General features: G+C 59.4%; 22 protein-coding genes and 1 pseudogene. 12 read left to right on the top strand and 11 right to left on the bottom strand.

Annotated features, from left to right (window positions below):
* Position 1 precedes the first annotated feature (1 nt).
* The 4 genes from istA to ACVILI_RS09300 all read right to left on the bottom strand — a co-directional run bounded on the left by istA (position 2) and on the right by ACVILI_RS09300 (position 4,679).
* Entirely contained in the window at positions 2 to 1,513 is a 1,512-nt protein-coding gene (gene istA / locus ACVILI_RS09315; RefSeq protein ID WP_148307437.1) for an IS21 family transposase, read from the bottom strand.
* An 835-nt stretch (positions 1,514 to 2,348) separates the two neighbouring features.
* Positions 2,349 to 2,624, bottom strand: coding sequence for a hypothetical protein (locus ACVILI_RS09310; protein ID WP_240565457.1), 276 nt, complete (start codon positions 2,622 to 2,624; stop codon positions 2,349 to 2,351).
* A gap of 360 nt (positions 2,625 to 2,984) precedes the next feature.
* Positions 2,985 to 3,533, bottom strand: coding sequence for a recombinase family protein (locus tag ACVILI_RS09305; RefSeq protein WP_240565456.1), 549 nt, complete (start codon positions 3,531 to 3,533; stop codon positions 2,985 to 2,987).
* Between the two features lie 354 nt (positions 3,534 to 3,887).
* Positions 3,888 to 4,679 (bottom strand): hypothetical protein, encoded by a 792-nt coding sequence (locus ACVILI_RS09300; protein ID WP_240565455.1) that lies wholly within the window; start codon positions 4,677 to 4,679, stop codon positions 3,888 to 3,890.
* A gap of 342 nt (positions 4,680 to 5,021) precedes the next feature.
* Between ACVILI_RS09300 and ACVILI_RS09295 the strand changes: the two genes are divergently transcribed.
* The 4 genes from ACVILI_RS09295 to ACVILI_RS09280 all read left to right on the top strand — a co-directional run bounded on the left by ACVILI_RS09295 (position 5,022) and on the right by ACVILI_RS09280 (position 8,294).
* Positions 5,022 to 6,650, top strand: coding sequence for an IS1634 family transposase (locus ACVILI_RS09295; protein ID WP_457102397.1), 1,629 nt, complete (start codon positions 5,022 to 5,024; stop codon positions 6,648 to 6,650).
* A gap of 173 nt (positions 6,651 to 6,823) precedes the next feature.
* Entirely contained in the window at positions 6,824 to 7,186 is a 363-nt protein-coding gene (locus ACVILI_RS09290; protein ID WP_240565454.1) for a hypothetical protein, read from the top strand.
* A complete protein-coding gene (locus ACVILI_RS09285) occupies positions 7,186 to 7,758 on the top strand; it encodes a DUF6680 family protein (protein ID WP_240565453.1) in 573 nt (190 codons plus the stop codon). The genes ACVILI_RS09290 and ACVILI_RS09285 overlap by 1 nt, the downstream gene beginning before the upstream one ends.
* Complete coding sequence (locus tag ACVILI_RS09280) at positions 7,755 to 8,294, top strand: hypothetical protein (RefSeq protein WP_240565452.1); 540 nt, start codon at positions 7,755 to 7,757, stop codon at positions 8,292 to 8,294. The genes ACVILI_RS09285 and ACVILI_RS09280 overlap by 4 nt, the downstream gene beginning before the upstream one ends.
* 312 nt (positions 8,295 to 8,606) lie before the next feature.
* On the opposite strand, the gene ACVILI_RS09275 is transcribed toward ACVILI_RS09280, so the two are convergent.
* Together ACVILI_RS09275 and ACVILI_RS09270 are read right to left on the bottom strand one after the other, a co-directional pair.
* The gene (locus tag ACVILI_RS09275; RefSeq protein ID WP_457102739.1) at positions 8,607 to 10,109 is read right to left on the bottom strand and encodes a P-loop ATPase, Sll1717 family; all 1,503 of its coding nucleotides are present in this window, start codon (positions 10,107 to 10,109) and stop codon (positions 8,607 to 8,609) included.
* A gap of 48 nt (positions 10,110 to 10,157) precedes the next feature.
* On the bottom strand, positions 10,158 to 11,378 hold the full coding sequence (locus tag ACVILI_RS09270; protein WP_038650363.1) for an ISAzo13 family transposase: 1,221 nt from the start codon (positions 11,376 to 11,378) through the stop codon (positions 10,158 to 10,160).
* A 525-nt stretch (positions 11,379 to 11,903) separates the two neighbouring features.
* Between ACVILI_RS09270 and ACVILI_RS09265 the strand changes: the two genes are divergently transcribed.
* Positions 11,904 to 12,713 (top strand): hypothetical protein, encoded by an 810-nt coding sequence (locus ACVILI_RS09265; protein ID WP_038644527.1) that lies wholly within the window; start codon positions 11,904 to 11,906, stop codon positions 12,711 to 12,713.
* 59 nt (positions 12,714 to 12,772) lie between these two features.
* Here ACVILI_RS09265 and ACVILI_RS09260 read toward each other — a convergent pair whose 3' ends face one another.
* Complete coding sequence (locus tag ACVILI_RS09260) at positions 12,773 to 13,138, bottom strand: hypothetical protein (RefSeq protein WP_457102396.1); 366 nt, start codon at positions 13,136 to 13,138, stop codon at positions 12,773 to 12,775.
* A gap of 755 nt (positions 13,139 to 13,893) precedes the next feature.
* Between ACVILI_RS09260 and ACVILI_RS09255 the strand changes: the two genes are divergently transcribed.
* Positions 13,894 to 14,631, top strand: coding sequence for a hypothetical protein (locus tag ACVILI_RS09255; protein ID WP_038644524.1), 738 nt, complete (start codon positions 13,894 to 13,896; stop codon positions 14,629 to 14,631).
* 3 nt (positions 14,632 to 14,634) lie between these two features.
* Here ACVILI_RS09255 and ACVILI_RS09250 read toward each other — a convergent pair whose 3' ends face one another.
* The 3 genes from ACVILI_RS09250 to ACVILI_RS09240 all read right to left on the bottom strand — a co-directional run bounded on the left by ACVILI_RS09250 (position 14,635) and on the right by ACVILI_RS09240 (position 16,790).
* The gene (locus ACVILI_RS09250; RefSeq protein WP_019863197.1) at positions 14,635 to 14,853 is read right to left on the bottom strand and encodes a hypothetical protein; all 219 of its coding nucleotides are present in this window, start codon (positions 14,851 to 14,853) and stop codon (positions 14,635 to 14,637) included.
* Between the two features lie 440 nt (positions 14,854 to 15,293).
* Positions 15,294 to 15,887: a DJ-1/PfpI family protein gene (locus tag ACVILI_RS09245; RefSeq protein ID WP_019863196.1), complete on the bottom strand. Its 594-nt coding sequence runs from the start codon at positions 15,885 to 15,887 to the stop codon at positions 15,294 to 15,296.
* 201 nt (positions 15,888 to 16,088) lie between these two features.
* On the bottom strand, positions 16,089 to 16,790 hold the full coding sequence (locus tag ACVILI_RS09240; protein ID WP_038644522.1) for a GntR family transcriptional regulator: 702 nt from the start codon (positions 16,788 to 16,790) through the stop codon (positions 16,089 to 16,091).
* Between the two features lie 203 nt (positions 16,791 to 16,993).
* On the opposite strand from ACVILI_RS09240, the gene ACVILI_RS09235 reads away from it, so the two are divergent.
* From ACVILI_RS09235 to ACVILI_RS09210, 6 genes and pseudogenes are all read left to right on the top strand, one after another.
* Positions 16,994 to 18,220: an iron-containing alcohol dehydrogenase gene (locus tag ACVILI_RS09235; RefSeq protein ID WP_038644520.1), complete on the top strand. Its 1,227-nt coding sequence runs from the start codon at positions 16,994 to 16,996 to the stop codon at positions 18,218 to 18,220.
* 16 nt (positions 18,221 to 18,236) lie between these two features.
* Entirely contained in the window at positions 18,237 to 19,724 is a 1,488-nt protein-coding gene (locus tag ACVILI_RS09230) for an NAD-dependent succinate-semialdehyde dehydrogenase (protein WP_038644518.1), read from the top strand.
* A 10-nt stretch (positions 19,725 to 19,734) separates the two neighbouring features.
* Positions 19,735 to 20,560 (top strand): annotated as a pseudogene (locus ACVILI_RS09225) (alpha/beta hydrolase).
* A gap of 178 nt (positions 20,561 to 20,738) precedes the next feature.
* A complete protein-coding gene (locus ACVILI_RS09220; protein WP_038644514.1) occupies positions 20,739 to 21,179 on the top strand; it encodes a hypothetical protein in 441 nt (146 codons plus the stop codon).
* A 193-nt stretch (positions 21,180 to 21,372) separates the two neighbouring features.
* Entirely contained in the window at positions 21,373 to 21,921 is a 549-nt protein-coding gene (locus tag ACVILI_RS09215; protein ID WP_236952160.1) for a hypothetical protein, read from the top strand.
* A 381-nt stretch (positions 21,922 to 22,302) separates the two neighbouring features.
* Positions 22,303 to 22,647 (top strand): hypothetical protein, encoded by a 345-nt coding sequence (locus tag ACVILI_RS09210; protein ID WP_010913447.1) that lies wholly within the window; start codon positions 22,303 to 22,305, stop codon positions 22,645 to 22,647.
* A gap of 45 nt (positions 22,648 to 22,692) precedes the next feature.
* Here the strand turns inward: ACVILI_RS09210 and ggt are convergent, their stop codons facing one another.
* A complete protein-coding gene (ggt, locus tag ACVILI_RS09205; protein WP_038644512.1) occupies positions 22,693 to 24,432 on the bottom strand; it encodes a gamma-glutamyltransferase in 1,740 nt (579 codons plus the stop codon).
* Between the last annotated feature and the right edge of the window lie 2 nt (positions 24,433 to 24,434).

The raw sequence follows: 24,434 nt of genomic DNA, 5'->3' as shown, positions 1-24,434 counted from the left end.
CTCAATGGAAGTAATCAGGGCCACGCAGATTGGCGTGATCGACGATGGCGGTCGGTTCGGTGGAATGCCTTGCGGCCTTGTGATTGGCGATGAGCGAGGCGATGCTCTTGCAGTTCAGCCCACCGATCTCGACAGCGCGGGCTGAGACGGCTTCGGCGCGATCGCGTGTGACATCGCGAAACAGGCGAAGGACACCCAGGCATGTTCGAAAGCCTTGTTCAGGATGTGGGCGGCTGGCGAGGATTGCGACAACCAAGCCTTCCGTCTCGGGCCCGACGGATGCGGCCCAGCGACGGAAACGATCCGGCGTCCACTCGGCATATCGCCGGTGGGAGCTGGGCATATGATCCGGATCCGTCCCATGACGAGGGCCGCCATAGCGGCGCTGATGGACGGCAATGCGCTTGCCGCGGTGGAAGATCTCGATGGTGCGTGCCGTTGCCCTCAGATCGACTTGCTGACGAATGAGGTTGTGCGGTACGGAATAGAAGAAGGTCTTGAACTCGACGTGGTAATCCGTCGAGACGCGGGCCAAACGCCACTCGGCGAATTCGTAGTCTTCGCTCGGAAGGCTTGCCAGCGCAGCACGCTCGACGCTCTCAAACAGTTGCCGGCGACTGACGCCCAGCCGACGCATGACGTGATCATTGATGCGATTGAGTGCCTGGCGAATTGCGGCATTGGCCTCGGCCAGCGAGAAGAAGGTCTGGTTGCGCAGCCGCCCCAGAATGCATGACTGGGCGAAACGCACGCCGTTCTCGACTTTCGATTTGTCCTTCGGCCGTCGCGGCCGTGCCGGAAGAACGCCGACGCCATAATGGGATGCCATCATGCCGTAGCTGCGATTGATCTCGGGATCGTAGAAGCTGGCGCGGCTGACGCCCGACTTCAGATTGTCGGGGACGATCAGGCGGGGAACGCCATCAAAGAAACGAAACATCCTGACGTGTGAACCAATCCAATCCGGCAGTGTCTGGGTCCAGGTCGCTTCGGCATAGGTCAAGCTGGACGCACCCAGCACTGCCACGAAGATCTCCGCCTCACGGATCTCGCCGGTGTCTCGATCAACGATCGGGATCTTCTTGCCGGAATAGTCGACGAAGACCTTGTCGCCGGCGGCGTGTTCCTGGCGCATCGTCGGCGAAAGCCGCTGTTCGAAGCTGCGAAAGAGCTCGCAGAACCGGCTGTAGCCATATCCGTCGGGATGACTTCCTCGATACTCCTCCCACAAGATGAGGAGCGTGACGCCCGGCTTCTTGAGCTCGACGGCAAGATGGGCCCAGTTCGGCTCTGTGCGCCGCCGCGTGCCCTGCTTGACGCCATTGCGAGCGAAGAGTTTGTTCTCAAGCGCGTCATCGGTCAGCTCGCCTGGCAGGGGCCAGCTCAACCCGATTGCCGCTGCGCGCCGCAGATTATCCTGCACCGTACTGCGTGCTATTCCCAGCACGACCGCAATCTCGCGGGAGCTGGTCCCGCTTCCGGCAAGCCGAAGCATTTGTCTCAACTGTCTCATGGTCAGCCTTCTCTTTGCCGGCATCAAAATGTCCTCGTTCATCGCGAGGTAATTGATGCCAAAGTTGCTGACCCAGGAGGTAATCTTCAGTGCCGAAAACCGGCCGGTCTTTGGTTGGAATGGTGGCCGGCTTCATACCGGAATGGTGGCCGGTGTTTGATCGGAATGGCGGCCGGCTTCACGTCGGAATCCGCAGTGGGCTCCGCTTACGGGGAACCAAAAAACAAAGGCGGATCACGATCAGCCTGCCTGATCACATTCAACGCTCATACACATGTTTAGGTCGTATCGGGGGATCATGCTTCCTGGGGCGTGTCGCAATCAACGGCCCGGCTCTGAAGCTGACTAGTCAAACGCCTATAAACGTTAGATGCAACCGGAGGCGCTGGTTCCTGAAGGGAGTGGCAATCAACCCTCGCCCACCTATCGTGCCACGACAGGGAGCCTTCTGTGGGACTGCCGGGGGCCTAGCGTGGCTCTCGTGGAGCGACAACATACAGCGCCGCCCATAAACATGTTCAGGTAACTGTATCGGGGATCGTGCTTCCTAGAGGGAGTGGAAATCAACCGCTCGGCTCGGTCGGTGAGGTCCAACGCCTATCAACGGTATGCAACCGGAGGGACGTATCCTAAGTGGAGGGGTATTCTCCCGGCGCACCGGCGCATCCGCTCATCAATCATGTATGGCTGACCGGAGGCGGCGTACTCCTGAGATAGTGGGTAATCGATTTTGTACGCGGTCAGGCCGTAGAGCGCCTTTCGGGTCCAGACGGTACATTCTACCAGCCGAACCCTCTAAGCCACTGAAACGGCCTTACCGCGTACAAGAGAGAGCCTATTGGCGCTGCAATGGAGCCCCAAAGAACCGCGTCTCGGCTTCCAGCCGCGCGGCGGGGCTTACGCTCCTGACTACTTCGGCCACTTTCGCTTCGACCAGTAGCAGCGGCCATATGTCGTCAAAGGCGTCCAGCGGCTTCCCGGACGACTGGCGGTCGGCAATCTCATGGAGCCAGTCGGCGGCCACGCGGGCGGCCTGTTGTGGGCCTTCGCGTAGGGCATTCTGCCAAGCGTGGTTGTTCTCGTCGGCAGTGGCGGTGTTGATGGTGGTCATTCGTATTCCCCAAGGGCTTGTGTGCGGTTGACAGAGACGGGCCTACGCGAGGCCGCAAAGCCAAGCAACGGTCGTTCTCTTGGGGCCTACAGGGCGCATTGTTTCGATGTTCCCGTTGCCGGGACAAATACCTACAGTGGCCTTCGGGTTGTGGCGGATGACTATCCTGCACATTGTCCCGGCAACGGGCCATGTGTGGGTCACACTTATTCTTGGCTTGGCCTAATATCTACTCCCCAGAAGAAAACGGGCCATACAGAGGTGTTTGGGTCGGGGCGGTACATTCTACCTCCCACACTCTCCGCGCCGCAGAAACGGCCCTACCGCGTACAGAAAGAGAGCCTATCCAGAGGGAGCCCCCTAGTTCGCGAGTATCTTCTGGACCGCAGAGGATGAACAGCCGGCCTCTTTGGCAATCTTACGGACTGACAGCCCCTCGGCCTTCAGGGCCTTGATCCGGTCGTGGTCGAGTTTCACGGGCCGTCCGCCGATTGTCCTGCCTTCGGCCTTCGCCAGAGCGATGCCTTCCATCTGCCTTTCCTTACGCAGCGCTGTCTCAAACTCGGCAATGCTGGCGAGGATGCCGAAGACCAGCCGGCCTGTCCGCGAGGTGGTGTCGAGCGACGGATCGTCCAGCACCTTGAAGCCCACACCCTTGGCGTTCAGCCCCTCTACAATCTCATGGAGGTGAGCCGCAGAACGGGCCAAGCGATCGAGCTTGGTGACAATCAGCGTGTCGTTCTCGTCCCGCACATAGTCCAGACACTTGCCAAGCTCCGGCCTGCCCCTGTCCTTACCCGACTGCTTCTCCTCAAATATCTTGGTCGCCCCCGCCGCCTTCAGCTTCTCAATCTGCGTGGCGTGGTCCTGCCCTGTCGAGCTAACCCGCGCATATCCGACTACCGCCATGCTGTGCCCTTTCCTCTTGGACTGTTAGTGCACACCAATTAGTGGACGCCTAGTGCACATGTCAACAGGTATGTTCACCAACGTAAACCTTAGTGGACGCAAAAGCGGTGACTGGAAAGGCGTTAGGGTCTGCCCAGCGTCCCACACCATCGAACCCTCCGAAGCCGCACCAGCCGCTGCCACTGCATGAAAGAAGGCCCATTGGTGGCCGACCGTGGGCCTCGGGTGTGGGCCTGGACGCGACCCCACCGGGGGGTATCGCGCCGCTGCAACTGTCGAGTTCGACCGCTCGGATTTTCCCGCAATTTTAGGGGCCGCCAGTCTCTGCACCACAAACGGTCGCTGAATTGGTCGCTATGCCGCGCCGCCGTCGTCTACGGTGATAGCCCGCAACTCTGCCCTAGCGTCTTCATACACCTTGAAACGTTCCTCCAACCACGCCTTCTTACGTGGCAACTCTGCTCGATACGGATCAAGCGAAGGGGCTCTCATGGCCCTCTGGAGGAAGTCGATCCACTCGCCCTCTGCCAATGAAAGTGCCGTCCCCGCTTTCATAAATGATGACGCTTTCTGCGCTAGATCGAAGTCTGAGAACGTGCCCGCCTCCGCTTGAGCAATCATGTCCTCCAGCGATTTGTCCATTTGAGACAGGGTGTCATCAAGGTCATCCTTGCGGACCTTTGCGTGGTCGAGGAGCATTTTTAGACTAACGCGACCTTTCTCCCCTTCTGGGGAAATATCGCCAACGACATCGAGCAGTTGCTGGCATACGTCCCTTAGCCGATCAATATTGGCATCAGCGCGTTCAAGGGCCTGCTCGGCCTCGCGCACTTCTCTCTCAAAGCCGGGACTTGGCCGCCCATTGTTGAACTCAAGTGCACGGTGCATCGCCTTGATGAGTTCCTCCGGATGTGTGAGGTCGTCAATAAGCGCACTTGTGAAGTAGCCGTGCTTCCCTTGAGCGAGTTTGAACGACGTGGCCTCCGATGAACCCTCGTCGATGCCAGACACGGCAAATGCCTTGGTCGTCCGTTCAAACAGTTCTAGGCCAGCCTGGACCGCCGCGAGGCGACGGTTCAGGTCACCCTGAAGTGCGTCAACTGCCTTTTGTGCCTTGGATCGAAACAAGCGAGAAAAAAGTGACATGGTACGGCCATCCCCCTCACGCGATTTTATACCAGAAGGGACGCTTGACGGCACCGGGGAATAGTGAGGAACCCTTCATGTCGAATGCCCCTGCCGGGGAGGCCCCGACTGCTAAATCCTGTGTCACACCATAGGAAGGGCGGGCGGGCCGGCCTCGCTGTCAACGCAAAAAACTTGGCCCAACTTGAACAGTTGGACGTGAACGGATAGCGAACACTGTCCGTTAAGCCATTGAAATCATTTGCCTTGAATTTCGGGCGCGAAAATGTGTGGTAACAACATTTGATCTGCTAGCCGCATGTTGTATGGATTTTATGGCATTTATTCGCTAACAACGCTGGCATGTTTGTCGTTGAGAGAGTCGCGCGCGGCCATCGCTATCTCTACCTCGTGGAAAGTGTCCGCGACGGCAAAACCGTTCGCCAGCGCACGATAAAGGCACTGGGCCGCAAGGATGCGCTGGTTGCCAGCGGCGAACTTGACAGATTGGCGGCCTCGATTGCGCGCCATGGCGAACGCAGCCTCATCCTGTCCGACATTGACGCGGGGCGGATTGCCTCTCGCCGCATTGGCGGTCCGCTGTTGTTCGGGCGGCTGTGGCAGCGGCTCGGGATTGGCGATGTGCTGGAAGAGGTGCTGGAAGGGCGCCAGTTCGGCTTTGCGGTGGAACGGGCGGTGTTCATTGGCACGTTGCATCGGCTGTTCGTGTCGGGCTCGGACCGCGACTGCGCGAACTGGATGGCCGATTATGGTATCGAGGGCGCCGAGGGTCTGGCGCTCCATCACTTTTACCGGGCCATGGCGTGGCTGGGCGAGGAACGCGGCGAAAAGGCGCAAGGCGCGCTGGTGGCGCGCTGCGTGAAAGACGTGATCGAGGAAAAGCTCTTCGCGCGCCGGCAGGACCTGTTCACCGACCTCAGCCTTGTGTTCATGGACACAACCTCGTTATCCTTCTACGGCGCGGGCGGCGAGACGCTGGGCAAGCGCGGGCATTCCAAGGACTTCCGCCCCGATCTGGCGCAAATGATCCTGGCGCTGGTCGTTGATGGCGAGGGCCGGCCGATCTGCACCGAGATGGTGCCTGGCAACACCGCTGACGTGACCGTCCTGTTGCCGGTGGTCGATCGGCTGCGAACGCGCTTCGGCGTCACACGCGCCTGCGTTGTCGCCGATCGCGGCATGATCAGCGCCGATACCATCGCCGCGCTCGAAAAGCTGGGCATGGAATACATTCTGGGGGCCCGCGAACGCTCGAGCAGCGTGATCCACAACGTCGTGCTCAATGACACGGCGCCGATGGTTCCGCTCGTTCTCGAGCGCCAGCGCGGTGAAACTCAGTTGTGGGTCAAAGAGGTCAAGTTCGGTAAAGACCGCTACATCGTCAGCCGCAATGACGCCGAGGCCGAGAAGGACAAGGCCGACCGCCAGGCGATCATCGCCGGCCTCGAGGCACAGCTCAAGAAGGGCGACAAGGCACTGGTCGGCAACTCGGCCTACCGGCGTTACCTCAAGGCCAGCGGCAAGAACTTCAAGATCGATGTCGGCAAGCTTGCCGAGGAAGCCCGCTACGACGGTATCACCGTGGTGCGGACCAACGCGAAGGTGACCCCGCTCCAGGCCGTGCTGCGGTATCGCGATTTGCTCGAGGTCGAGAGCCTGTTCCGCGCCGCCAAGGCAACCTTCAATACCCGGCCGATCTTCCACCAATCCGATGCCGCCATCCGCGGGCATGTGTTCTGCTCGTTCCTGGCGCTCGTGCTCAGCAAGGAACTGCGCCGCCTCTGCCGGGCCAAAGGCCTGACGCCCGAATGGCAGCCGCTCCTACGCGATCTCGATCGCCTCCAGGAAGCCACCATCGAAAAGGATGGTCGCATCGTCACAACCAGAACTCACGTCACCGGCCAAGTGGGCAACGTCTTCAAGGCAGCTGGCATCGCTCTGCCACACAACCTCGACGAACAACTCGCCTGAGATCCCCCCCAGATGTAGTGGTAACACGCGCCGGCGCGCGCCTAACATGCTGACTTAATGACATATTCTCACAGGCGGTGTTTAAGTCGGGCTTGGGTAAATCGGCCGAAAGCTATTGAAAGATTGCTTGAAGAGTTCCTACTTCGTTCCCAGTTACACTTTGAGGTCATAAAATGAGCAACCCCGGCCGCACCCCGATTGACGGCTTCTATACTGCATACTTTTCGGGAGTTTCAGGAACTTCGATTGGAATGTTTGTCTTCAAGGACGGAGTGGTCGTGGGCGCAGACGCTGGCGGAGGGCGCTACGACGGGGAATATACGATGACAGCGGACGGCAGCCACGTCGAGGCAAAACTCCGTTTCACGCTACCGGTGGGGAACCTGTCCATAACGGGAATAGCAGCAGAGGCCGAACCCCTCAGCATCGAAGTCCCTCTCCAGCTTCCCATAGAATTTAACAGAAACGACGTTCACCGTATTGAAACCCCTCTAGGCCCGATCAACGCCAAGTTTGACAAGATTAGGAGCGCTTAGTGGACACCGGGTTGCGCTGGATAGACATTCTGACGATTGCGGCGCTGGTCCTTGGTCCCGTCCTTGCCGTCGCGATTGACCGTTACCAGCAGCGATGGACCGACCGGAAGCAACGCCGATTGAAGATTTTTCGCGATCTTATGGGGACCCGCAAGGCGAGGCTCGACCCCCTTCACGTCGGCGCCCTCAATCTGATTGACCTTGAGTTCTATGGGGTTGAACGGGTAATGGCGCCATTTCGGACGTACATGGATAATCTCTACCTGCCGATGCCGATGCCAGAAGCGCAAGAAAGGTTTTTCGACCACCGAAACGATCTGTTTGTGGTTCTCCTCCACGCGATCGGCAGAGAGCTGGGATACACCTTCGACAAACACGATCTCGAAAAATTGGCATATGGGCCAACCGGCTGGAACAACGATCAGAACATGCAGCGTCAAAATATGACACTCGTGAATGAGCTGCTTTCTGGAGTAAGGGCCTTGCCTGTAACTGCAATGCAACCGACATCGCAGAACCCTTTCCCCCCCGCTCCGACCGTTGTGAAGCCAGAACCGGGGGCGGCAAAATGAGAGAAGAAGACGGCCAGCTTCCTTCCACATACTTCGAGGGCCTCTTGAAGCACCGCGAGGCTATGGTGGAACTTCGTTCGGACCAGCTCACGACTTTGGATAAGTCGCTACTAGGCATATCGAGCGGAGCTTTTGGCATATCCATCGCATTCATGGATAAGATTGGTGGAGGTAGCGCAGGCGTCACCAACTTCCTACTCGCCTCTTGGCTCTGTTTTGCAGCCGCAATTTCTGCAAACATCATTTCATATTTCACGGGGGGTGCGGACGCGCAGCGAGAAATTAGGAAGATCGACAATTGCCTCATCGCTGCCACGGCCTATGAAAGTGGTGGAAATCCATTCAGAGGGGCAACACAGGCCCTCAATATCGCTGCACTTGTGCTATTTTTGCTTGGCGTTTCTTTCTTGACGCTCCACGCCTACACGAGCACGAGAGCTAACCCCAATGGCACAGCAACCGCCGCCCCGTCCGCCCAGCCCCAGCCCCTTCCAAAAGGGAACCCCCAGCCTAACGCCAGCCCCAGCGGTCCCTAGTCGCGGCGGCGTGGGTGGCGGCAAACCATCATCTCCTCCGCCTCCGCCACCAACTACGCCGACAAAGAAGTAGCTACTCTCTCGCGGCCTCGTTGCTTCCATAGCCACCCGAAGCCGCGCGTCGTCGCTCCCGTAGGTCTCCCCAACGCCCCCGCTTGCGTGCCCGAGGATCATGTGTTGGGTGCGCCTCAAAGCTCCCGCAACGAGCAGGCGGTCCTTCACTTTGTGCCGAAGGAAGTGGAGTGTCGCCTCGCGTTTTTGCGACAATTGGTGGCTCTGTAAGTCAATACTTCTTCTAGCCCGCCCCAAAATTTATGCAAATCGCGGGTCATTCCCGAAATCGTCCTCCCGCAATCTCGACAGTTTAAGCGCCGGATAAAGCGCCCGGTGGACGATCATCCATTGCGACGCCTCAAACTCCCTATTGTCGCGGTAGAACCACGTCTCATTAACTTGCCTTCTTACTTGGCCAGTTTGGGTCGTATAGGTGCCTGCGGGGACAGACTGACCCAAAACACCAACGTAATAAAGGTCACGGCAAATCCGCTCTGCCCCAATGGTCTGTTTCACTTGCATTACGCCGGAGTTCCCTTGCGCCAGAGCGGTCAGATGGTTCGAGAATTGATCCACCTTGAAATGCTTAAGCCATGCGTTCAGGCACTTCTTCATTACCTGAACAACCGCCATATTGTGCTCAGCATTTAATTCTTCAGCTCGTTCATGCCAGGCTATCTGTGAGTATTCCTCTATTATAGAGGAGAATACGCTTGTGTTGTATGTCGATATATGAATTTCACTCCTGGACGTCAAATTGAACAAATTAACCACATCCCGCGGGTTACACCACGTTATCTCGGAAATAAATCTCTTTGGCGTTACACCATATACATCTCGGGAAAAATAGTTCCGCCAAATGTCTTCCGGGCTATTAGAGCGACCCGCTATATTGTGTTCAAGTGCACGTATCCTATTCTCGATGATCGTATTTATCGGATACTTATCTACAGAATACCTTCCGTACCACTGGAGCTTGTAACCATGATCTACAAGATACTTGTCTATCTCTTGCCTCGATATGCTAACAGCCTTTGCAATCTCCACCCGAACGGCGGCGTAAACATATATAGGAACACCTTTCTCGACGAATACCCGATTTAGATTACCAACGGTGATTATCAAATCGCGTATAAGTATGCTGTCCTTTTTATGCTGCTTTACGCCCAACATCGACAGATTGATCTCGTCAAGATAAAGGATGAATTTAACGTCCTTTGGATAGGTTATAGTGCAAATCTTCTCTATGACCAGTTGGGTGAAGCGCGAGTAGTCAACTTCTTCTCCCTTTTCTATCCTTTCCCAATTCACGGTACTTTCGATCTCGGCGATGCCCCCGGCCCGACCTTTAAGTGACAGTGTGCCGCTTTTTATGCCCGCCAAAATCCGCTGAAGCGTACTCAAATTATTCAGTTCAAAGACCTTAGAAATTATCTCATTGATTTTTCTAGCCTCAGCCGTCTCGTCAAACAGGCGCGGCTCTTCGCATAGAAGCGCAGAGATTTTCTGAATAAGAAACAGCTTCCACATGTCCCGGACCTCGGGCTCTTCTTCCAAGCCAGGGATCGACACAGTCTCGTAGTTCAAAGGCTTGGCGATCTTCGCTTTCTCTTGTTGCGAAATGTCTTCGGAAAAAACGATAACACGCGTGACATTGCCGGCTTGGTTCTCAAGTTCCATTACGTACCTAAGCAGCGCTGTCTTACCCGACCCCTTTGTCCCGTAAAAAAGAAAGCGGTCGCCGTTTCGTATGGCATCGATGTCGGCCGGTTGCGGAGGCGCAAATGCTTCTAAGGACGTGTCGATAATTTATCGCGCTAATTTTTGGGATTGCGGCTTGATTGTATAGTTCCATTCACCGTGGAATTCGTTGCGAATGATGTTCAAGCTGGCCATGTCCTCGTCGGAGACTTTGATCCCGGCGGGATAGCGGTTTTCATCAAGTTCGCAACGAACGGTCAGTCCCGCCGTCGAGGTTGTGGCGCCGATGAGTTCGACGATGGTGCGATAATCGGTGAGCGGTCGTCCACGCCAGTTTCTCGAGATGAACGAGAAGAGGCGGTGTTCGATCTTGTTCCATTTGCTGGTGCCGGGCGGGAGATGGAGGACAGCGATGGTCAACCCCAACTCGTCGGCCAGCTTTTGGAGTTCGACTTTCCACAGGCGCACGCGCGAACCGTTGCTTCCGCCGCCGTCGGCGGTGATCGTCAAGGTATGAGCGTGCGCGTAGCGATCACGCCCCATGCTGATCCACCAGGAGCGTATGGCGTTGACGGCGAAGGCAGCGGTATCGTGGTCGATCCCGACGCTGACCCACCCTTTGTCATCGGCGATATCATAAATACCGTAGGGCGCGGCACGACCGAGCTTCGGGTCGACGAAATCATGGACGCGGACCGGCTCTGGTGCTCCGGCCGGTCGGTATTCACGTCCGCCATTCTTGAAGTCGCCGACGAGTTCTTTCTTCTTCGTATCGACGGAGATCGCAGGTTGACCGGCCGTAATGGCGTCCTTGACCGTCCTGGCGATGTGCTGGAACTGTGCGTCGCGATCGACGTGGCTCGATCCCTCCAGCGTCTTTCGATTGCCCTGAAGAGAATACCCAAGCGTTTTCAACAGAGTACCGACGACGTCATGACCGACACGATGGCCCATGGCGCAAAGCGCCGCCGCCAAGTTCCGCAAGCTTTTCGATGTCCACTTCAAGGGTGACATCGGATCGCCACGCGTGGCGGGGTCGACAAGCCTTTCCAGGTCGCTGAGAAGTGTCGGATCCGTCTGCGTCAAAGGTTTGCGTCCGGCACCCTTGCGCCGGATGCCGCCAAGAGCTGAATCCGGCGCCGCGCCGCGCAGTTCCCGCAATCCATATCCGATGGTGCTACGCGCGATCCCCGTTGCCGCGGACACCGCCGCGATCCCGCCCCAGCCCGCGGTGAGCGCTTCCGCCGCCGCAAAGCGGCGACGACCACGCTCGTCCAGCACGGGGCTAACCGCATCATAGCGGAGCTTTATAGCGGCGACATCGATCACCGCCCATGTCTACAAAGCAACGCAGGATTTCGGAATCCCCCAAAACGAGCTTTATCGATTCAGCAATTTATCGACGTGTCCTAAGAACAATCGTCGAGATGCCTCGTCGCGCGTAACCAATGCGCTTTTCGCATCGGTCTTCCCAAAGTCGATCTGCGTCCTGCGAATGTACTGCAATTCCCCCCCCCCCCCCTGTGACGGCTTTCTGGTCCTTAACAATTAGCGCCGCCATGAAGGATGCGAAAGCAGCAGCGCGAGACCGTCAACTTCTGCTATACCAACTGTAGGTGGCCTTTGGAAAGAAGCAGCAGCTCCACTAAACGACCCGTCCCTGTCGATCAGTTGCCTGGCTGCAAATTCGTACCAGCCTGATGGTCGATCACCCTTAGCTCTGCTTCGCAGCTACCCAGCTAAAAACACTTATCGACCGTTGCGCAACCGAAAGCAAAGCCGTAGAGCGGATGACAATTGCGGCCGCTATACTGTTTGAGGTTACGCGTCTGTTCGTTGGGGAGTGTTAAAGGAATGCCATTTTCGGCCACGGTATTTAATGTTTTGATTGCGTCGCCATCAGATTTGCCCGGGGAACGGGCGGCGATTGCTCAAAGCCTTCAGGACTGGAACTCACTTCATTCGGAGGACCAAGGCAAAATCCTGCTTCCCGTAATGTGGGAGACGCACAGCGCACCTTCGATGGGGGATCGGCCCCAAGGCTTGATCAACGAGCGTGTTGTAAAGAGATGCGACATCTTGATCGGTTCGTTTTGGAATAGGCTGGGCTCACCGACCGGTGTGGAGGAGAGTGGCACCGTGGAAGAGGTAAAATGGTTCCTGGCTAATAAAAAGCCGGTGATGCTTTATTACTCTAAGGCTACGGTCGACATGGATACCGTGGACTTGGACCAGTACAAAAAATTGAGGGAGTTCAAAGGGTCAATCCGCGACAAGGGTATTCAAGAGGACTATCATTCAGTGGGTGAGTTGCGGGAGAAGCTATCTCGCCATCTTACGATCGTCATGAGAGAGATGTCCGTCGCTCCGGTCATCGACAAACGCACCGTCGAGGCGGCACGTGCGTCTACACGCTCCGGGGTAGCTGCCCCGACGGTGGAACCAAAGTCCACAATTGTTGCCCCAATAGCGCTATTTGACTACACAGAAAAGGCGTTCATCGTGCGGGGCGACACGGTTGATTTCAAAGAAAAGCTTCGGGAGCTCGGCGGGAAGTGGATATCAACTAAGGACGGAGGGAAGGCGTGGATGTTCTCTAAACGCCGGCTCAACGAGGTTGCGGTGCTGTTGCAAGTTGGCGCTAACCTTCATCCCATTCAGTGATGCCATCAATTGGTTTTCGGCATGAGGTCTTCGGTCCTCTCGCCAGCGTGCTTCGCTGTTTAGGGGCTCCTCTTGAGCCTTGCCATCGTGTCAACGACAGCTGCAACGCCAAGTTCGTCGGGATTTCTTTTGCAGAACCCGTATAGCGATGCCCAAACCTCGGCGCGTGTGAGGCTATTAAAGTCGAAGCCTTGCTCGCCTTTCTCGATCAAGTTCATGTTCGTCGCGGTGATATAACCTTCGGTCCAGCTTAACATTGCGAAAGCCAGCGGATGCTGCCCGACCGACACGTTGTCATTCATCCCCGAGACAAGCCGGGAACACTTCGATGCCATCACTCCCGCGCCGAAAGATGCTTCCTCTTGCGCGTGAGCAGAGGACCCTGATGCTAGAATGATTAAAAGCCCCGAAACCCACTTGAACATTTTCTTCGCGCCCGCTGTCTGTCGCTGAACGTACATCATTGCTTCAACAGCTATCGTCAAGTAGCGTGGCGCTTGCGGTCCACATTCGGGCCGCATGAGGTCCACAACAGCGGAGTGGGATCAAAGAGGGCATTTGGTCTAACTTATTGTAATCACTTAGAGAAATGGATGGCTTTTGTCGGTCCGATTTTGTGCCACTAAGCCGCCTCTGGGCACCATTTCCTTTGTAAGGTGTTGACGCAGCTGAAAAACCAGCAAAACTAAATGCTTAGGGCTGCCGGAGTGCTACACACAGGTGTTACACATGGTCCTTGCTATGAGGCGTCCTGTTAAACATCGTAAGACCGGGGTTTACTGGTTTCGAAAGCGCCTACCGGCGGACATTGCCGCGCCGGCGCCGCATGTGCGAGCGATGGCATAGATGTCGCAGGGATGGTGATCGGTCCGAGCCTGCATGCCGCGCGCCCTTGCCGTGAGAACGCCGCGGATATTGCATAAGTCTCCGCTTATAGGCAAGGCTCAACGAAGCCCGCCCCAGACAGTTTTGCCCCCGTCCGAGGCGGGCTGAGGAAGCTGATGGAGGCAGCCTCCGGCCTTGGCCCACGGGGATCAAAACCAAGGCAGATTCAAAACTACACCCGGCGAAGAATGTTCCGGCCGTGGTGATCTCCGGCTGTAGTCACATTAGCCCCAACTAACGCTCTCTGGACTCTTTTCGCCAATGGAAGCATTCTTCCGGCGGGGAGAGTGGGACTGTGGGCCAAGTCCAGCAACAGGGGTCAGCCATCCTGATCGATGGGGGGATCGCAGGGCAGCGGCTCAATCTGCCGCTCGCGATCATCTTGACCGTCAGCCTGGTCATCGCGGCTATTGCGCCATTCGACGTTGGCTTCGTCGCCGTCACGTTCGAATCTCCAGTTCTACGCGTCATGCTTATGGCCGCCCTCGTGATGATCGGCGCTTGGTCAGCGAGCCAAGTCGGCCTACGTCTGACCGCATCGGCTCGATCAGCATTGATCGGGGCGATTGGTGCGATCCTGGTTGCCGGCTATGTAGTCTGCATCGACTGCTATCTATTTCGAAGCGTTGTCCCGGAATCCTATGCGCAATTTTTCGAGCAAATGCCGCTGGGTGAGCGCTTTGCCTATTTCATGCTCCGCGCGTTCAACGAGAATGTGATCTATCGCCTGTTCGTATTCGCGACCGCCCTTTGCCTGCTTTCGAAGCTGACGAGGGTAGGAGCAAGGGAGATGGCACCGATCGCCATCCTAGCCGTCATGGTCGCAACCCAGGCGCTCAACATTGGGATGAACGTGACGGCGTTCTTACCGGGCCCGATATCGCCGCTGGTGCTCACCTACGAGGCTTTGCGCTACGTCGTCCCAGGCGTCATTTGGGCATGGCTGTTCTGGCGCTTCGGTTTCCTGACTGCCGAGATTGCTTCGGTTGGCTGCCATCTGTTTCTTCAGCCGGCGCTGGGCATTCTGCTTTAGCCGTTAACGGTCTATTGCGTGATCCTCGTTTAGCATCCGCCGATGGATGACACGTTCGAAGACTTGATTCACGCTGTGAAAGCTGCGCCAAAAAGCGATCGGCTTGGCATCGTGCTGGCGAGCCTTGCCATCCTTGCCGCGGTGGCCGGCAGTGTATTGCTCAAAGGAATAGGGCACGATCAGTCGCGACAGCCAACTGTCGACATTGGCCAGATCCTTCATCCCGGAGTGGTCTGAAGCTACCCCCATGCAGAGAAGCCCGACGGCGGAGACTGGTTGAACGCAGTGGCGACAAAATTGGCGGCGGAAAAGTCTGTGCTGTTATGAATGCTGATACCGGCAAAAACAGCGCCGGAATTGAGGCCACTGGGAAGCGATATCCCGCCGGCACCAGTCGCAGGATCGAGATGTCAGCGCCGTGGTTGATGTGATAGACGGCGCCGACAATCACGAGCGCCGGGACGGACTTGACCCCGGCTTCTTTCGCTTCGGCAAGCCGGCCCTTCGTCACGCCCCGTGCGGCCGTTGCCGATCCTGGCGCCGTTCACGGTTTCACGGAAACGGCAGCCTGCTCTAACTCTTCGTTTTGAACCCATTCCCAAGGGAAGGCGTCTGCTCTTCCCTTGGGAATGGCCGGCGCGCTGGCGTGCCGGCCATTGGCGTCAAGCGTGGCGGATTTCGGTTCCCAGCACCTTCAAGCATTCGCGGATGAACGCGGCAAGCGCCGTCCAACCCTTGGCCGAAACCATCGTCCCGTCCACATAGGCATCGGTGGGAGACAGGTCGATGTATGTGCCGCCGGCAAGCGTCACCTCGGGCTCGCAAGCCGCGAGAGCCCCAACCTTCTTGCCGCGGACGACACCATCGACCGCGATCAGAATCTGGACGCCGTGGCAAATCGTGAAGATCGGCTTTTTGGTCTCATGGAAATGGCGCACGATCGCCTGCACGCGCTTGTCGGTACGAATGTATTCCGGCCCGCGGCCGCCTGCGCAGTAGACCGCATGATACTGGTCGAGCTGTCTTTCGGCGTCCGAAAACGTCTTGTTGATCAGCGCATAGTGGCCAAGCTTTTCGGTGTAGGTCTGGTCGCCCTCGAAGTCGTGCAGCGAGGTCTTGATCAGGTCTCCTGCGTTCTTGTCGGGGCATACCACATGAACCGTGTGGCCCACCGCCTCCATCGCCTGCTGATAGACGAAGATTTCGTATTCCTCGGTGAACTCACCGGTCAGCATCAGTATTTTCTTGCCTGGCATGGCTCTTCCTCCTGTTGGGGCTGGGCGAGGCGCGGATCGCGCCTCGCCTGTCTTCGAAATCGGATCGGATCAGAACGGCGGGTCCCGGAAATGAGCGCTCGGCGCGCAGCACCGGTTCGACGGCGCCCGGCACGCCACCAGTAGGCAGCGTGCTTCCTCCCTCTCCGGCGATATTGGCGGAAATGGACATCGGGTCCGACCTCAATCGAAGGCCGGAAGCAAGCGATCGCGCGAATGCTCGATATGGACGCGCATCGCCTTTTGGGTGGCGTCGGGATCGGCCGCGCCGAATGCGGCGAGGATCGCCTCGTGTTCGTCGAGCGCTTCCTCGGTCACGCGGGCATGATACATCAGGCGGAAGATATGGAAGTGGGTATGCTGGTGGCTCAACGTCTGCCGAATGAGTTCGTTTTGCGAAAACTCCATGATCTTGTCGTGGAAGATCGCGTCCTGCCGGGCGAAATTCGAATAGCGCAGGCGATCGTCCTTGCCTTCGCGCCGTGACATCACACCGGCTGCTTCCAGCAAAATGTTGAGCTTGGCTTCATCCATGGCAGCGGCGGCTTTCGCCGCGGCATGCGGCTCAAGCAGAAGGCGCATCTCGTACAATTCGTCGAAGCGGCGCCGTGTGATTTGTGGTGCCGCGCGATAGCCGATCAGGTGCGTCTTGAGCACCAGGCCTTCGCCTTCGAGGCGGCCGAGCGCCTCGCGGATCGGCGTGTGCGAGACGTTGAATTCCTTGACCAGGCTGTCGACGGTGATGCGCGAACCCGGCGCGATCTTGAGCGCCATCAGCTGCGCGAAGATCGCTTCGTAGACATCCTCGACCAGGCTGTTGGAGCGCTGGATGCGACCGCCGCCGGCGGTCGTTTCGGTCGTGTCGGCTGAGTTCGCGATCTGCATCTTTTTTGCCTCTTGACAGTGCGGACTGCTAACACGATGCTCCAGCCGACGCAATCCTATATCCTATACGATTTTAAAGCGGATATGTCTGTCGGGCCGTTGCATGGGTGCTACAGGGTGTCCTGGCGCGGTTGCGGACAGATGGCGGATCCGCAGCGAGAACCCTAGCCAGTTCAGCCGCCTTCAAAGGACAAAAGATCATCATGAGCCTCTTCGCCGCCCTCCGGCTTCCGCGTGAAATCCTTTTCGGGAAAGGCCAGCGCCATGCGCTGCCGACAGTCGCCGGCAGGTTCGGCCGGCGCGCCCTGGTCTGCACCGACGAGCGTTTCGCCGGCACGGCGGTGTTCGCGGAAATCGTCAAATCGCTCCAGGCCGCCTCGATCGAGGTGCTGGTGCATGACCGCGTGCTTCCCGACGTGCCGCGCGACAGCGTCAGCATTTGCGTCGAGGAGGCGGAGAAATTCCGGCCCGAGATGGTGATCGGCATCGGCGGCGGCAGCTGCCTCGATTTCGCCAAATGCGCTGACTTGCTGCTCAGCCACGGCGGCACACTTCAGGAGTATTATGGGGAGTTCAAGGTGCCCGGCCCGACGCTGCCGCTGATCGCCGTGCCCACGACAGCGGGCACCGGTTCCGAAGTGACGCCCGTCGCGGTGATCTCCGATCCGGACCGGACGCTGAAGGTCGGCATATCGAGCCCCTATCTGATCGCCGCGGTTGCCTTGTGCGACCCCGAACTGACGATGACATGCCCCCCTGCCCTGACCGCGATAGCCGGCGCGGATGCCTTGACCCATGCGATCGAGGCCTTCACCGCGAAGCGGCGCGGCGAGGACCCCAGCCTGGCGCAACAGCATGTCTTCATCGGCAAGACCGCGCTGACCGACCATTTCGCCCTGCTGGCCATAGAGCTGCTGGGCCGCAGCCTGGAGAAAGCCTGCACCGATGGCACCGATGCCGATGCGCGCGCCGATGTGATGATGGGCGCGCTGGCGGCGGGCTGCGCATTCGGCACCGCCGGCACGGCGGCGGCGCATGCCGTGCAATATCCTGCGGGCGCCCTCACCCACACCGCGCACGGATTGGGCGTGGCGACGATGATGCCCTACGTCATGACCTACAACAGCCGCGTGGTCGCCGCCGAGATGGCCGAGATCGGCGCCGCGCTTGGCCTCGAAGCCAAGGGGCGGAGCGCCGAGGAGATGGCGGATGCCACCATCGGGGAAATCCGGCGGCTATTCGCGACGATCGGCATCACGCCGACCCTGGCCGATCTCGGCCTTCCCGCCGACAAGCTCGACTGGACCGCCGATCAGGCGCTCGGCATCGACCGTCTGATCAAGAACAACCCGCGCCCCTTCGATGTCACTGCCATGCGACGCCTGGTCCAGGCCGCCCATGACGGCGACCTCGCAGCCTGCGCCATGTAATCCACGGAACAAGACCATGAACCTTCCTCCCAATGCGCTGTGGATCGACCAGGACGACTATGATGTTCGCGGCTTTTCGCACGGACTGTACATCGACGGCAGATGGCGACCATCTTCCGACGGCCGGGTCATTGACGTCGTCGATCCTTCGTCGGGGTCTGTTATTGCAGCGGTCCCCGACGCGACGCTCGAGGATGCCCTGGCCGCGGTCGATGCGGCAGCCAAGGCGGCGACGGGATGGCGGGAGACGGCGCCGCGCAAGCGCTCGGAAATCCTCAGGCGCTGTTTCGAACTCATGGTCGAGCGGTCGGAAACGCTCGCCATGCTGATCTCGCTCGAAAACGGCAAGGCTCTGCGCGACGCGCGCGGCGAGGTTGCGTACGCCGCCGAGTTCTTCCGCTGGAACGCGGAAGAAGCGGTTCGGATCACCGGCGAGTTCGGCACCGCGCCATCCGGCACCAACCGCATCGTGGTCGACTATGAGCCGATCGGCATCTGTGTGCTGATCACGCCCTGGAATTTTCCGGCCGCGATGGCGACACGAAAGATCGCGCCGGCATTGGCGGCCGGTTGCACGGTGATCCTGAAGCCGGCCAGCGAAACGCCGCTGACGGCCTATGCGCTGGCCGCGCTCTACGGCGAGGCCGGCGTTCCGGCCGGCGTGGTCAACGTGCTCACCACGACCAGTCCCGGTCCGCTGACATCGGCCATGCTGGCCGATCCGCGCGTCAGGAAGCTCTCTTTCACCGGCTCGACGGGCGTCGGACGAACCTTGCTTGGCGAAGCCGCCAAGCATGTAGTCTCCTGCTCGATGGAACTCGGCGGCAATGCACCCTTCGTCGTCTTCGACGATGCCGACCTCGATGCCGCGCTCGATGGCGCCATGATCGCGAAGATGCGCAATGCCGGCGAAGCCTGTACAGCCGCCAACCGCATCTATGTCCAGTCGGGCATTCATGATGCGTTCGCCGACGGCCTTCGCAAGCGCATGGCAGCTCTCAAGGTCGGACCAGGCATGAGTGCGGATACCGAGTGCGGGCCGATGATCACCAGAAAGGCGGTCGCCAAGATCGACCGCCTTGTCAATGACGCCGTGGCCCGGGGAGCCAAGGTACTTTGCGGCGGCTCGATCCCGGAAGAGGAAGGCTTCTTTTATCCGCCGACGGTCCTGTCGCAGGTTTCGCCCGATGCCGACATGGCGCATGAGGAGATCTTCGGGCCGGTAGCGCCCATCACGCGATTCGAGACCGAGGCCGAAGTCATCATGCACGCCAACAACACGGAATACGGCCTTGCCGCCTATATCTATACGCGCGATGTGGGCCGAGGATTGCGGGTGGCATCGAGGATCGAGGCCGGCATGATCGGCCTCAATCGGGGGCTGATGTCGGATCCTGCGGCGCCCTTCGGTGGCGTCAAGCAGAGCGGCCTGGGTCGCGAGGGCGGCCAGCACCACGGCATCGCCGAGTTCATGGAGGCGAAGTATATCGCCGTTACCTTCTGATCGGGCATCCATGCAGAAAGACCCCTTCCGCACCCGCGACCACGTTGCCGACTTTGACGACATCGTGGCCGATATCATGGCGCGCAGCGCCACGACCCGGGCGACGCTGCCGATGGTGGCTGATGTCGCCTACGGCAATGGCGACGCCGAGAGGCTCGACCTGTTCTTTCCCCCGGTCGGGCGCAAGAATATTCCGGTTCATATTTTCATCCACGGCGGCTACTGGCGCATGTTTTCAAGGGGCGACTATTCCTATGTGGCGAACACAGTCACCAAAGCCGGTGCGATCGCCGTCATCGTCGATTATGCGCTAATGCCCGAGTTCAGGATGGCGGCGATCGTGGAACAGGTCCGGCGCGCCAAACAATGGGTGCTGGACAACATCGTCGACCATGGCGGCGATCCCGCCCGGATAAGCGTCAGCGGCCATTCAGCCGGAGCGCACCTGGCCACATTCCTGTTCGAGAAGACGCCAATGCCATCACGCATCCGTGCGGCGCTGCTGCTGGGCGGCCTTTACGACCTGAAGCCTCTGCAGAGATCCTTCCTCGAGCCGTTGATCGGCATCACCGACGAGGAGGCAGCTGCCTTCACGCCAATGACGCGGCGGCATGACCCGAAGACGGCAGTGACCATTCTCGTCGGGGACCAGGAAACGCCAACCCTTCCACCAGCAAGCGGCCGACTTCGGAACACTCTTGCGCGCGCAGGGGCACGGTGTCCGCGACCTCCGCCTGAATGACCGGAACCATATGAACAGCGTACGGGATCTGGGCATCGTCGGCACGCAGGCTGGCGATTGCCTGATGCAGACGATTGAAACAACCCTCGTCTAGAGCAATTCCAGGAAAAGTGTGAGCGGTTTTCCGCAACCTCAGGGCTTGGCCCTGTTGCGCGACCAGGCGACTCGCCGAGCGAAACAGCTTTGCTCTCATTGGCCATTCAGCGGATTCGATTTGCTTGGTGATCCCTCACCCTTAGGGCAAACTCCCTGCCGGGGCTGCAGGAGGTGAAATGAGAGCACGCGCAGCAACGCTCGGGGATCTCGAGGATGTCTTTCATGGCCTGTCCAAGCGGATGTCGGAGGAATACGCGGCGGCCGGCAAGGACCGCAAGATCGCCTATGACAATCTGATGATGAATCTGAAGGAAGGCCGGGCGCACGCGCTGGTCGAGGGCGAGAAGGCCGTGGCGATCATCGCCTGGCATGAGAACAGCGACGCCGCCGATACGCTGTTTGCCGCGCAGGAGGACTTCTTCCGCGGCTCGACCGTGCGCTTCTGCAAGCGGCATATCAGGCACATCCAGGCGCTCGCCGGCAACCTTCCCATCCACTCGCGCAGCTGGCTGCAGGGGCCTGACGTCGCCCGATGGTTCGGCATTATCGGCTATGTCGAGCGCGGCCAGGAGAACGGCGCCAACCTGTTTGAGCTGCCGCCGGCCCGCGCCAGCTAAGGAACCCTGGCTGGCGGCATGTGTTCCTCCTTGCCGCAAACGCCGAGTATACCTCGCCATTGCCCGCGCAGATTCGTCGATGCGGGTCACCTCTTCGGCTCCAAGCGCTTTAACTCGGTGGCCGTGCGAATTGCACACTCGGCCGCCTTGGACTGCCTCAGCAAGCGGCTTGCACGGGGCGACGATTGGCGGGATGTTACTGGGGGCAACCGGGGCCAAACCGGCAGGCCGAGATCGATATGGCTGCTGGAAAATGTCGCGAGCTTGCTTCGCCCTTTTTATCCTTGTTGCCTTGCTGATGCCGGTGGAGGCCAGCGAGCGCATGTCTCATCTGCTTGACCGCTCCAACCTGCCGGTCTCCTATCTTCGCGAATCGGATGTTGTGACCGCATACACGACTGCAATGGCGCGCTTCCGTCTGCAGTTCGCAGGACGTGCCGGCGAAACCAATCTTGCGGTCTCTCTCGAACCATTGCTTTTGCGGGCGGAATTCCGTGCGCGGACCTGGCGCTCGGCGGATGGCAGCTTGTTGCAAGGCTTCGCCGGCAAGGGCGGCTTCCGATTGACGATCGGTAACTGCCTGGCGCGTATCTGCGCTGCCAGCGAATGCAGCGATGCCGGTTGGCCGGTTTACGCCTGCAGCGACGGACGCAAGCGCAAGATGTCCGTCACGGATTTTGTGACGGCAAGCTTCGATGGCGTGCCCTATCGTCGATTGAGCGCCCCCCCTTCGCAGGAATGAGGGCGCGAAGTGCCACCATCCTACCGAGGCAGGCGTTCAGTAAGGGGCGGTATTCCTTTCCCGCACCGCGAACGCCATCCCAGTCAAAAATTACTCGCCTCACGCCCAGCGCTGCGACTCCCCGCCGCAGTCGCGCAGGGCGTTGCGGCACTGAAATTGACGCTCGGCATCATCTTTTCCCCGCGAACTCGGTCCAAATAGAATAGGATGGTGGCGCGCCATCCGAACGCGGACACGTGTTGCATTCGACCCAGGCAGCCGGAAAACCGGTGACAAGCGCCGCCGGAACGTGTTGAAGGTGACGGTCGACACAGAGAGGGACGTGCGATCGGGTTGCACTCGGCAAGTGTTGATGGTTTGTTGCCGGTCTGCGGAGAACGAATGATGCGAGAATCGATCGGTCAAGACGAATATGGGTCGGCGAACCCTTTCGATCCGGACGACCTGCCCAATCTGAATGCGATCGGGCCAGGGATCGGCAACAATGATTTCGAGAAATACGCGGTCGCCGTGATCATCGTGTTCGGCGCCCTGATCATCGGCGGGCTGATGGCCGCGTCGATGACCTTCGGCCATCGCAACGGGTTCCTCTTCGCGCTTGGCGGCGCCACATCGGCCTGGATCTCCGGAAACGCGCTTCTGCTTGACCGGCCGCGCATCTACGCGCTGTTCGTCGGCATCGCCGCCCTGATGCTGATCGCATCGACCATCACACTGGTTACCTGACGGTTCTTGCCGGGCCGCGACCCTGTCCGAGGGTCCGCCCCGGCATCAATATCCGAGTGCCTCGCCAGAGGCCGCCCGGCTGTCGATGGCGCCATTGTAGCGCGCGCCGCCGCCTTTCCCGATTTCCGCGAGGCTTTTGCCGCCGACCAAAATGCCGGCCGCCTGGCCCCAGGTCTGGTCGCCGAGATCAAGGTGGTAGCCCATGCCGGCCAGCAGCCTTTCGGTGTCCGGCGACAGGCCGAACGGCTCGACATAGACCTTATCGGGCAGCCATTGATGGTGGATGCGCGGCGCGTCGATCGCCTCCTGGATGTTCATGCCGTGGTCGATGACGTTGACGATCGCTTCCAGCGTGATGGTGATGATGCGCGAGCCGCCGGGGCTGCCGATGACCATGAACGGCTTGCCGTCCTTGGCCACGATGGTCGGGCTCATCGATGACAGCGGCGTCTTCTTCGGCTGAATGGCATTGGCCTCGCCCTGGACCAGGCCGTAGAGGTTAGGGACGCCCGGCTTCTGGGTGAAATCGTCCATCTCGTTGTTGAGCAGGATGCCGGTGCCGTCGGCGACGACGCCGGCGCCGAAGGAGCCGTTCAGCGTGTAGGTGACGGCGACCGCGTTGCCGTCCTTGTCGATGATGGAATAGTGCGTCGTCTCCTTCGATTCGCCAAAGCCTTTCGGCATCAGGTCCTGCGACACGCCGGCGCGGAATGGGTCGATCTTGTCGCGGATGTCCTTGGCGTAGGCTTTATCCAGCAGTTTCGAGACCGGATTGTCGACGAAATCGGGGTCGCCGAGCGCGGAGTTGCGGTCGACATAGGCATGGCGCATCGCCTCGACCATGACATGCACGGTCTCGGCCGAACCGGCGCCGAGATAGGACAGCGGGTAGCCTTCCAGCACGTTGAGGATTTCGCAGATGATGACGCCACCGGAGCTTGGCGGCGGCGAGGACGTGATCTCATAGCCGCGATAGGAGCAGGTGACCGGTTTCAGTTCGCGCACCGCATATTGCTCGAAATCCTGCTTGGCCAGGATGCCGCCCTTGGCGCCACTCGCCTTGACGATGGCGTCGGCGATGGCGCCCTTGTAGAAGGCGTCGGGGCCTTTCTCGGATATCGCCGAGAGCGAGGCGGCAAGGTCTGGTTGGGTGAGCCGCTCGCCAAAGCCAAAGGGCTTGCCATCGGGTTTCAGGAAGGCGGCGGCCGCCGCAGGATCCTTCGCCAACCTTTCAGCGTTGCCGGCGAACGAGGCGGCGTCGCCCTGATTGAGAATGAACCCGTCCTTGGCATAGCGAATGGCCGGCGCCATCAGCTCTTGTCTTGAGAGTGTGCCATATTTTTCGCGCGCCATTTCGAAACCGGCCACCGAGCCCGGCACGCCGACGGCGAGATAGCCGTCGAGGCTGGCGCCCTTCACCGGGTTGCCATCCTTGTCGAGATACATGGTCTTGGTCGCGGCCAACGGCGCGCGCTCGCGGAAATCGAGGAAGGTCGATTTGCCATCGGCGAAACGGATGGTCATGAAGCCACCGCCGCCAATGTTGCCGGCATTGGGGTAGACGACGGCCAGCGCATAGCCGACGGCGACCGCCGCATCGATGGCATTGCCGCCCTTCTTCAGGACCTCGACGCCGACTTCCGACGCCAGATGCTGGGCCGTCACCACCATGCCGTGCTCGCCCTTGGCCGGCGCCGGCGACGCCGCAAGGACGCTGGTCAATGGTGCGAGGGCAAAGGTGATGGAAAGACTGGCGGCGATCAGTATCCGACGGGTGACGTGCATGG

This window comes from Mesorhizobium sp. USDA 4775 (genome assembly GCF_054062655.1).
Note: the sequence above shows the minus strand (reverse complement) of the source record. Positions and strands in the feature narration are given on the sequence as shown.

Excerpts from the sequence above, each read along its gene's own strand:
- istA (WP_148307437.1), bottom strand. The coding sequence starts at position 1,513 with ATGAGACAGTTGAGACAAATGCTTCGGCTTGCCGGAAGCGGGACCAGC.
- ACVILI_RS09310 (WP_240565457.1), bottom strand. The coding sequence starts at position 2,624 with ATGACCACCATCAACACCGCCACTGCCGACGAGAACAACCACGCTTGG.
- ACVILI_RS09305 (WP_240565456.1), bottom strand. The coding sequence starts at position 3,533 with ATGGCGGTAGTCGGATATGCGCGGGTTAGCTCGACAGGGCAGGACCAC.
- ACVILI_RS09300 (WP_240565455.1), bottom strand. The coding sequence starts at position 4,679 with ATGTCACTTTTTTCTCGCTTGTTTCGATCCAAGGCACAAAAGGCAGTT.
- ACVILI_RS09295 (WP_457102397.1), top strand. The coding sequence starts at position 5,022 with ATGTTTGTCGTTGAGAGAGTCGCGCGCGGCCATCGCTATCTCTACCTC.
- ACVILI_RS09290 (WP_240565454.1), top strand. The coding sequence starts at position 6,824 with ATGAGCAACCCCGGCCGCACCCCGATTGACGGCTTCTATACTGCATAC.
- ACVILI_RS09280 (WP_240565452.1), top strand. The coding sequence starts at position 7,755 with ATGAGAGAAGAAGACGGCCAGCTTCCTTCCACATACTTCGAGGGCCTC.
- ACVILI_RS09265 (WP_038644527.1), top strand. The coding sequence starts at position 11,904 with ATGCCATTTTCGGCCACGGTATTTAATGTTTTGATTGCGTCGCCATCA.
- ACVILI_RS09260 (WP_457102396.1), bottom strand. The coding sequence starts at position 13,138 with ATGTTCAAGTGGGTTTCGGGGCTTTTAATCATTCTAGCATCAGGGTCC.
- ACVILI_RS09250 (WP_019863197.1), bottom strand. The coding sequence starts at position 14,853 with ATGAAGGATCTGGCCAATGTCGACAGTTGGCTGTCGCGACTGATCGTG.
- ACVILI_RS09245 (WP_019863196.1), bottom strand. The coding sequence starts at position 15,887 with ATGCCAGGCAAGAAAATACTGATGCTGACCGGTGAGTTCACCGAGGAA.
- ACVILI_RS09240 (WP_038644522.1), bottom strand. The coding sequence starts at position 16,790 with ATGCAGATCGCGAACTCAGCCGACACGACCGAAACGACCGCCGGCGGC.
- ACVILI_RS09235 (WP_038644520.1), top strand. The coding sequence starts at position 16,994 with ATGAGCCTCTTCGCCGCCCTCCGGCTTCCGCGTGAAATCCTTTTCGGG.
- ACVILI_RS09230 (WP_038644518.1), top strand. The coding sequence starts at position 18,237 with ATGAACCTTCCTCCCAATGCGCTGTGGATCGACCAGGACGACTATGAT.
- ACVILI_RS09220 (WP_038644514.1), top strand. The coding sequence starts at position 20,739 with ATGAGAGCACGCGCAGCAACGCTCGGGGATCTCGAGGATGTCTTTCAT.
- ACVILI_RS09215 (WP_236952160.1), top strand. The coding sequence starts at position 21,373 with ATGTTACTGGGGGCAACCGGGGCCAAACCGGCAGGCCGAGATCGATAT.
- ACVILI_RS09210 (WP_010913447.1), top strand. The coding sequence starts at position 22,303 with ATGATGCGAGAATCGATCGGTCAAGACGAATATGGGTCGGCGAACCCT.
- ggt (WP_038644512.1), bottom strand. The coding sequence starts at position 24,432 with ATGCACGTCACCCGTCGGATACTGATCGCCGCCAGTCTTTCCATCACC.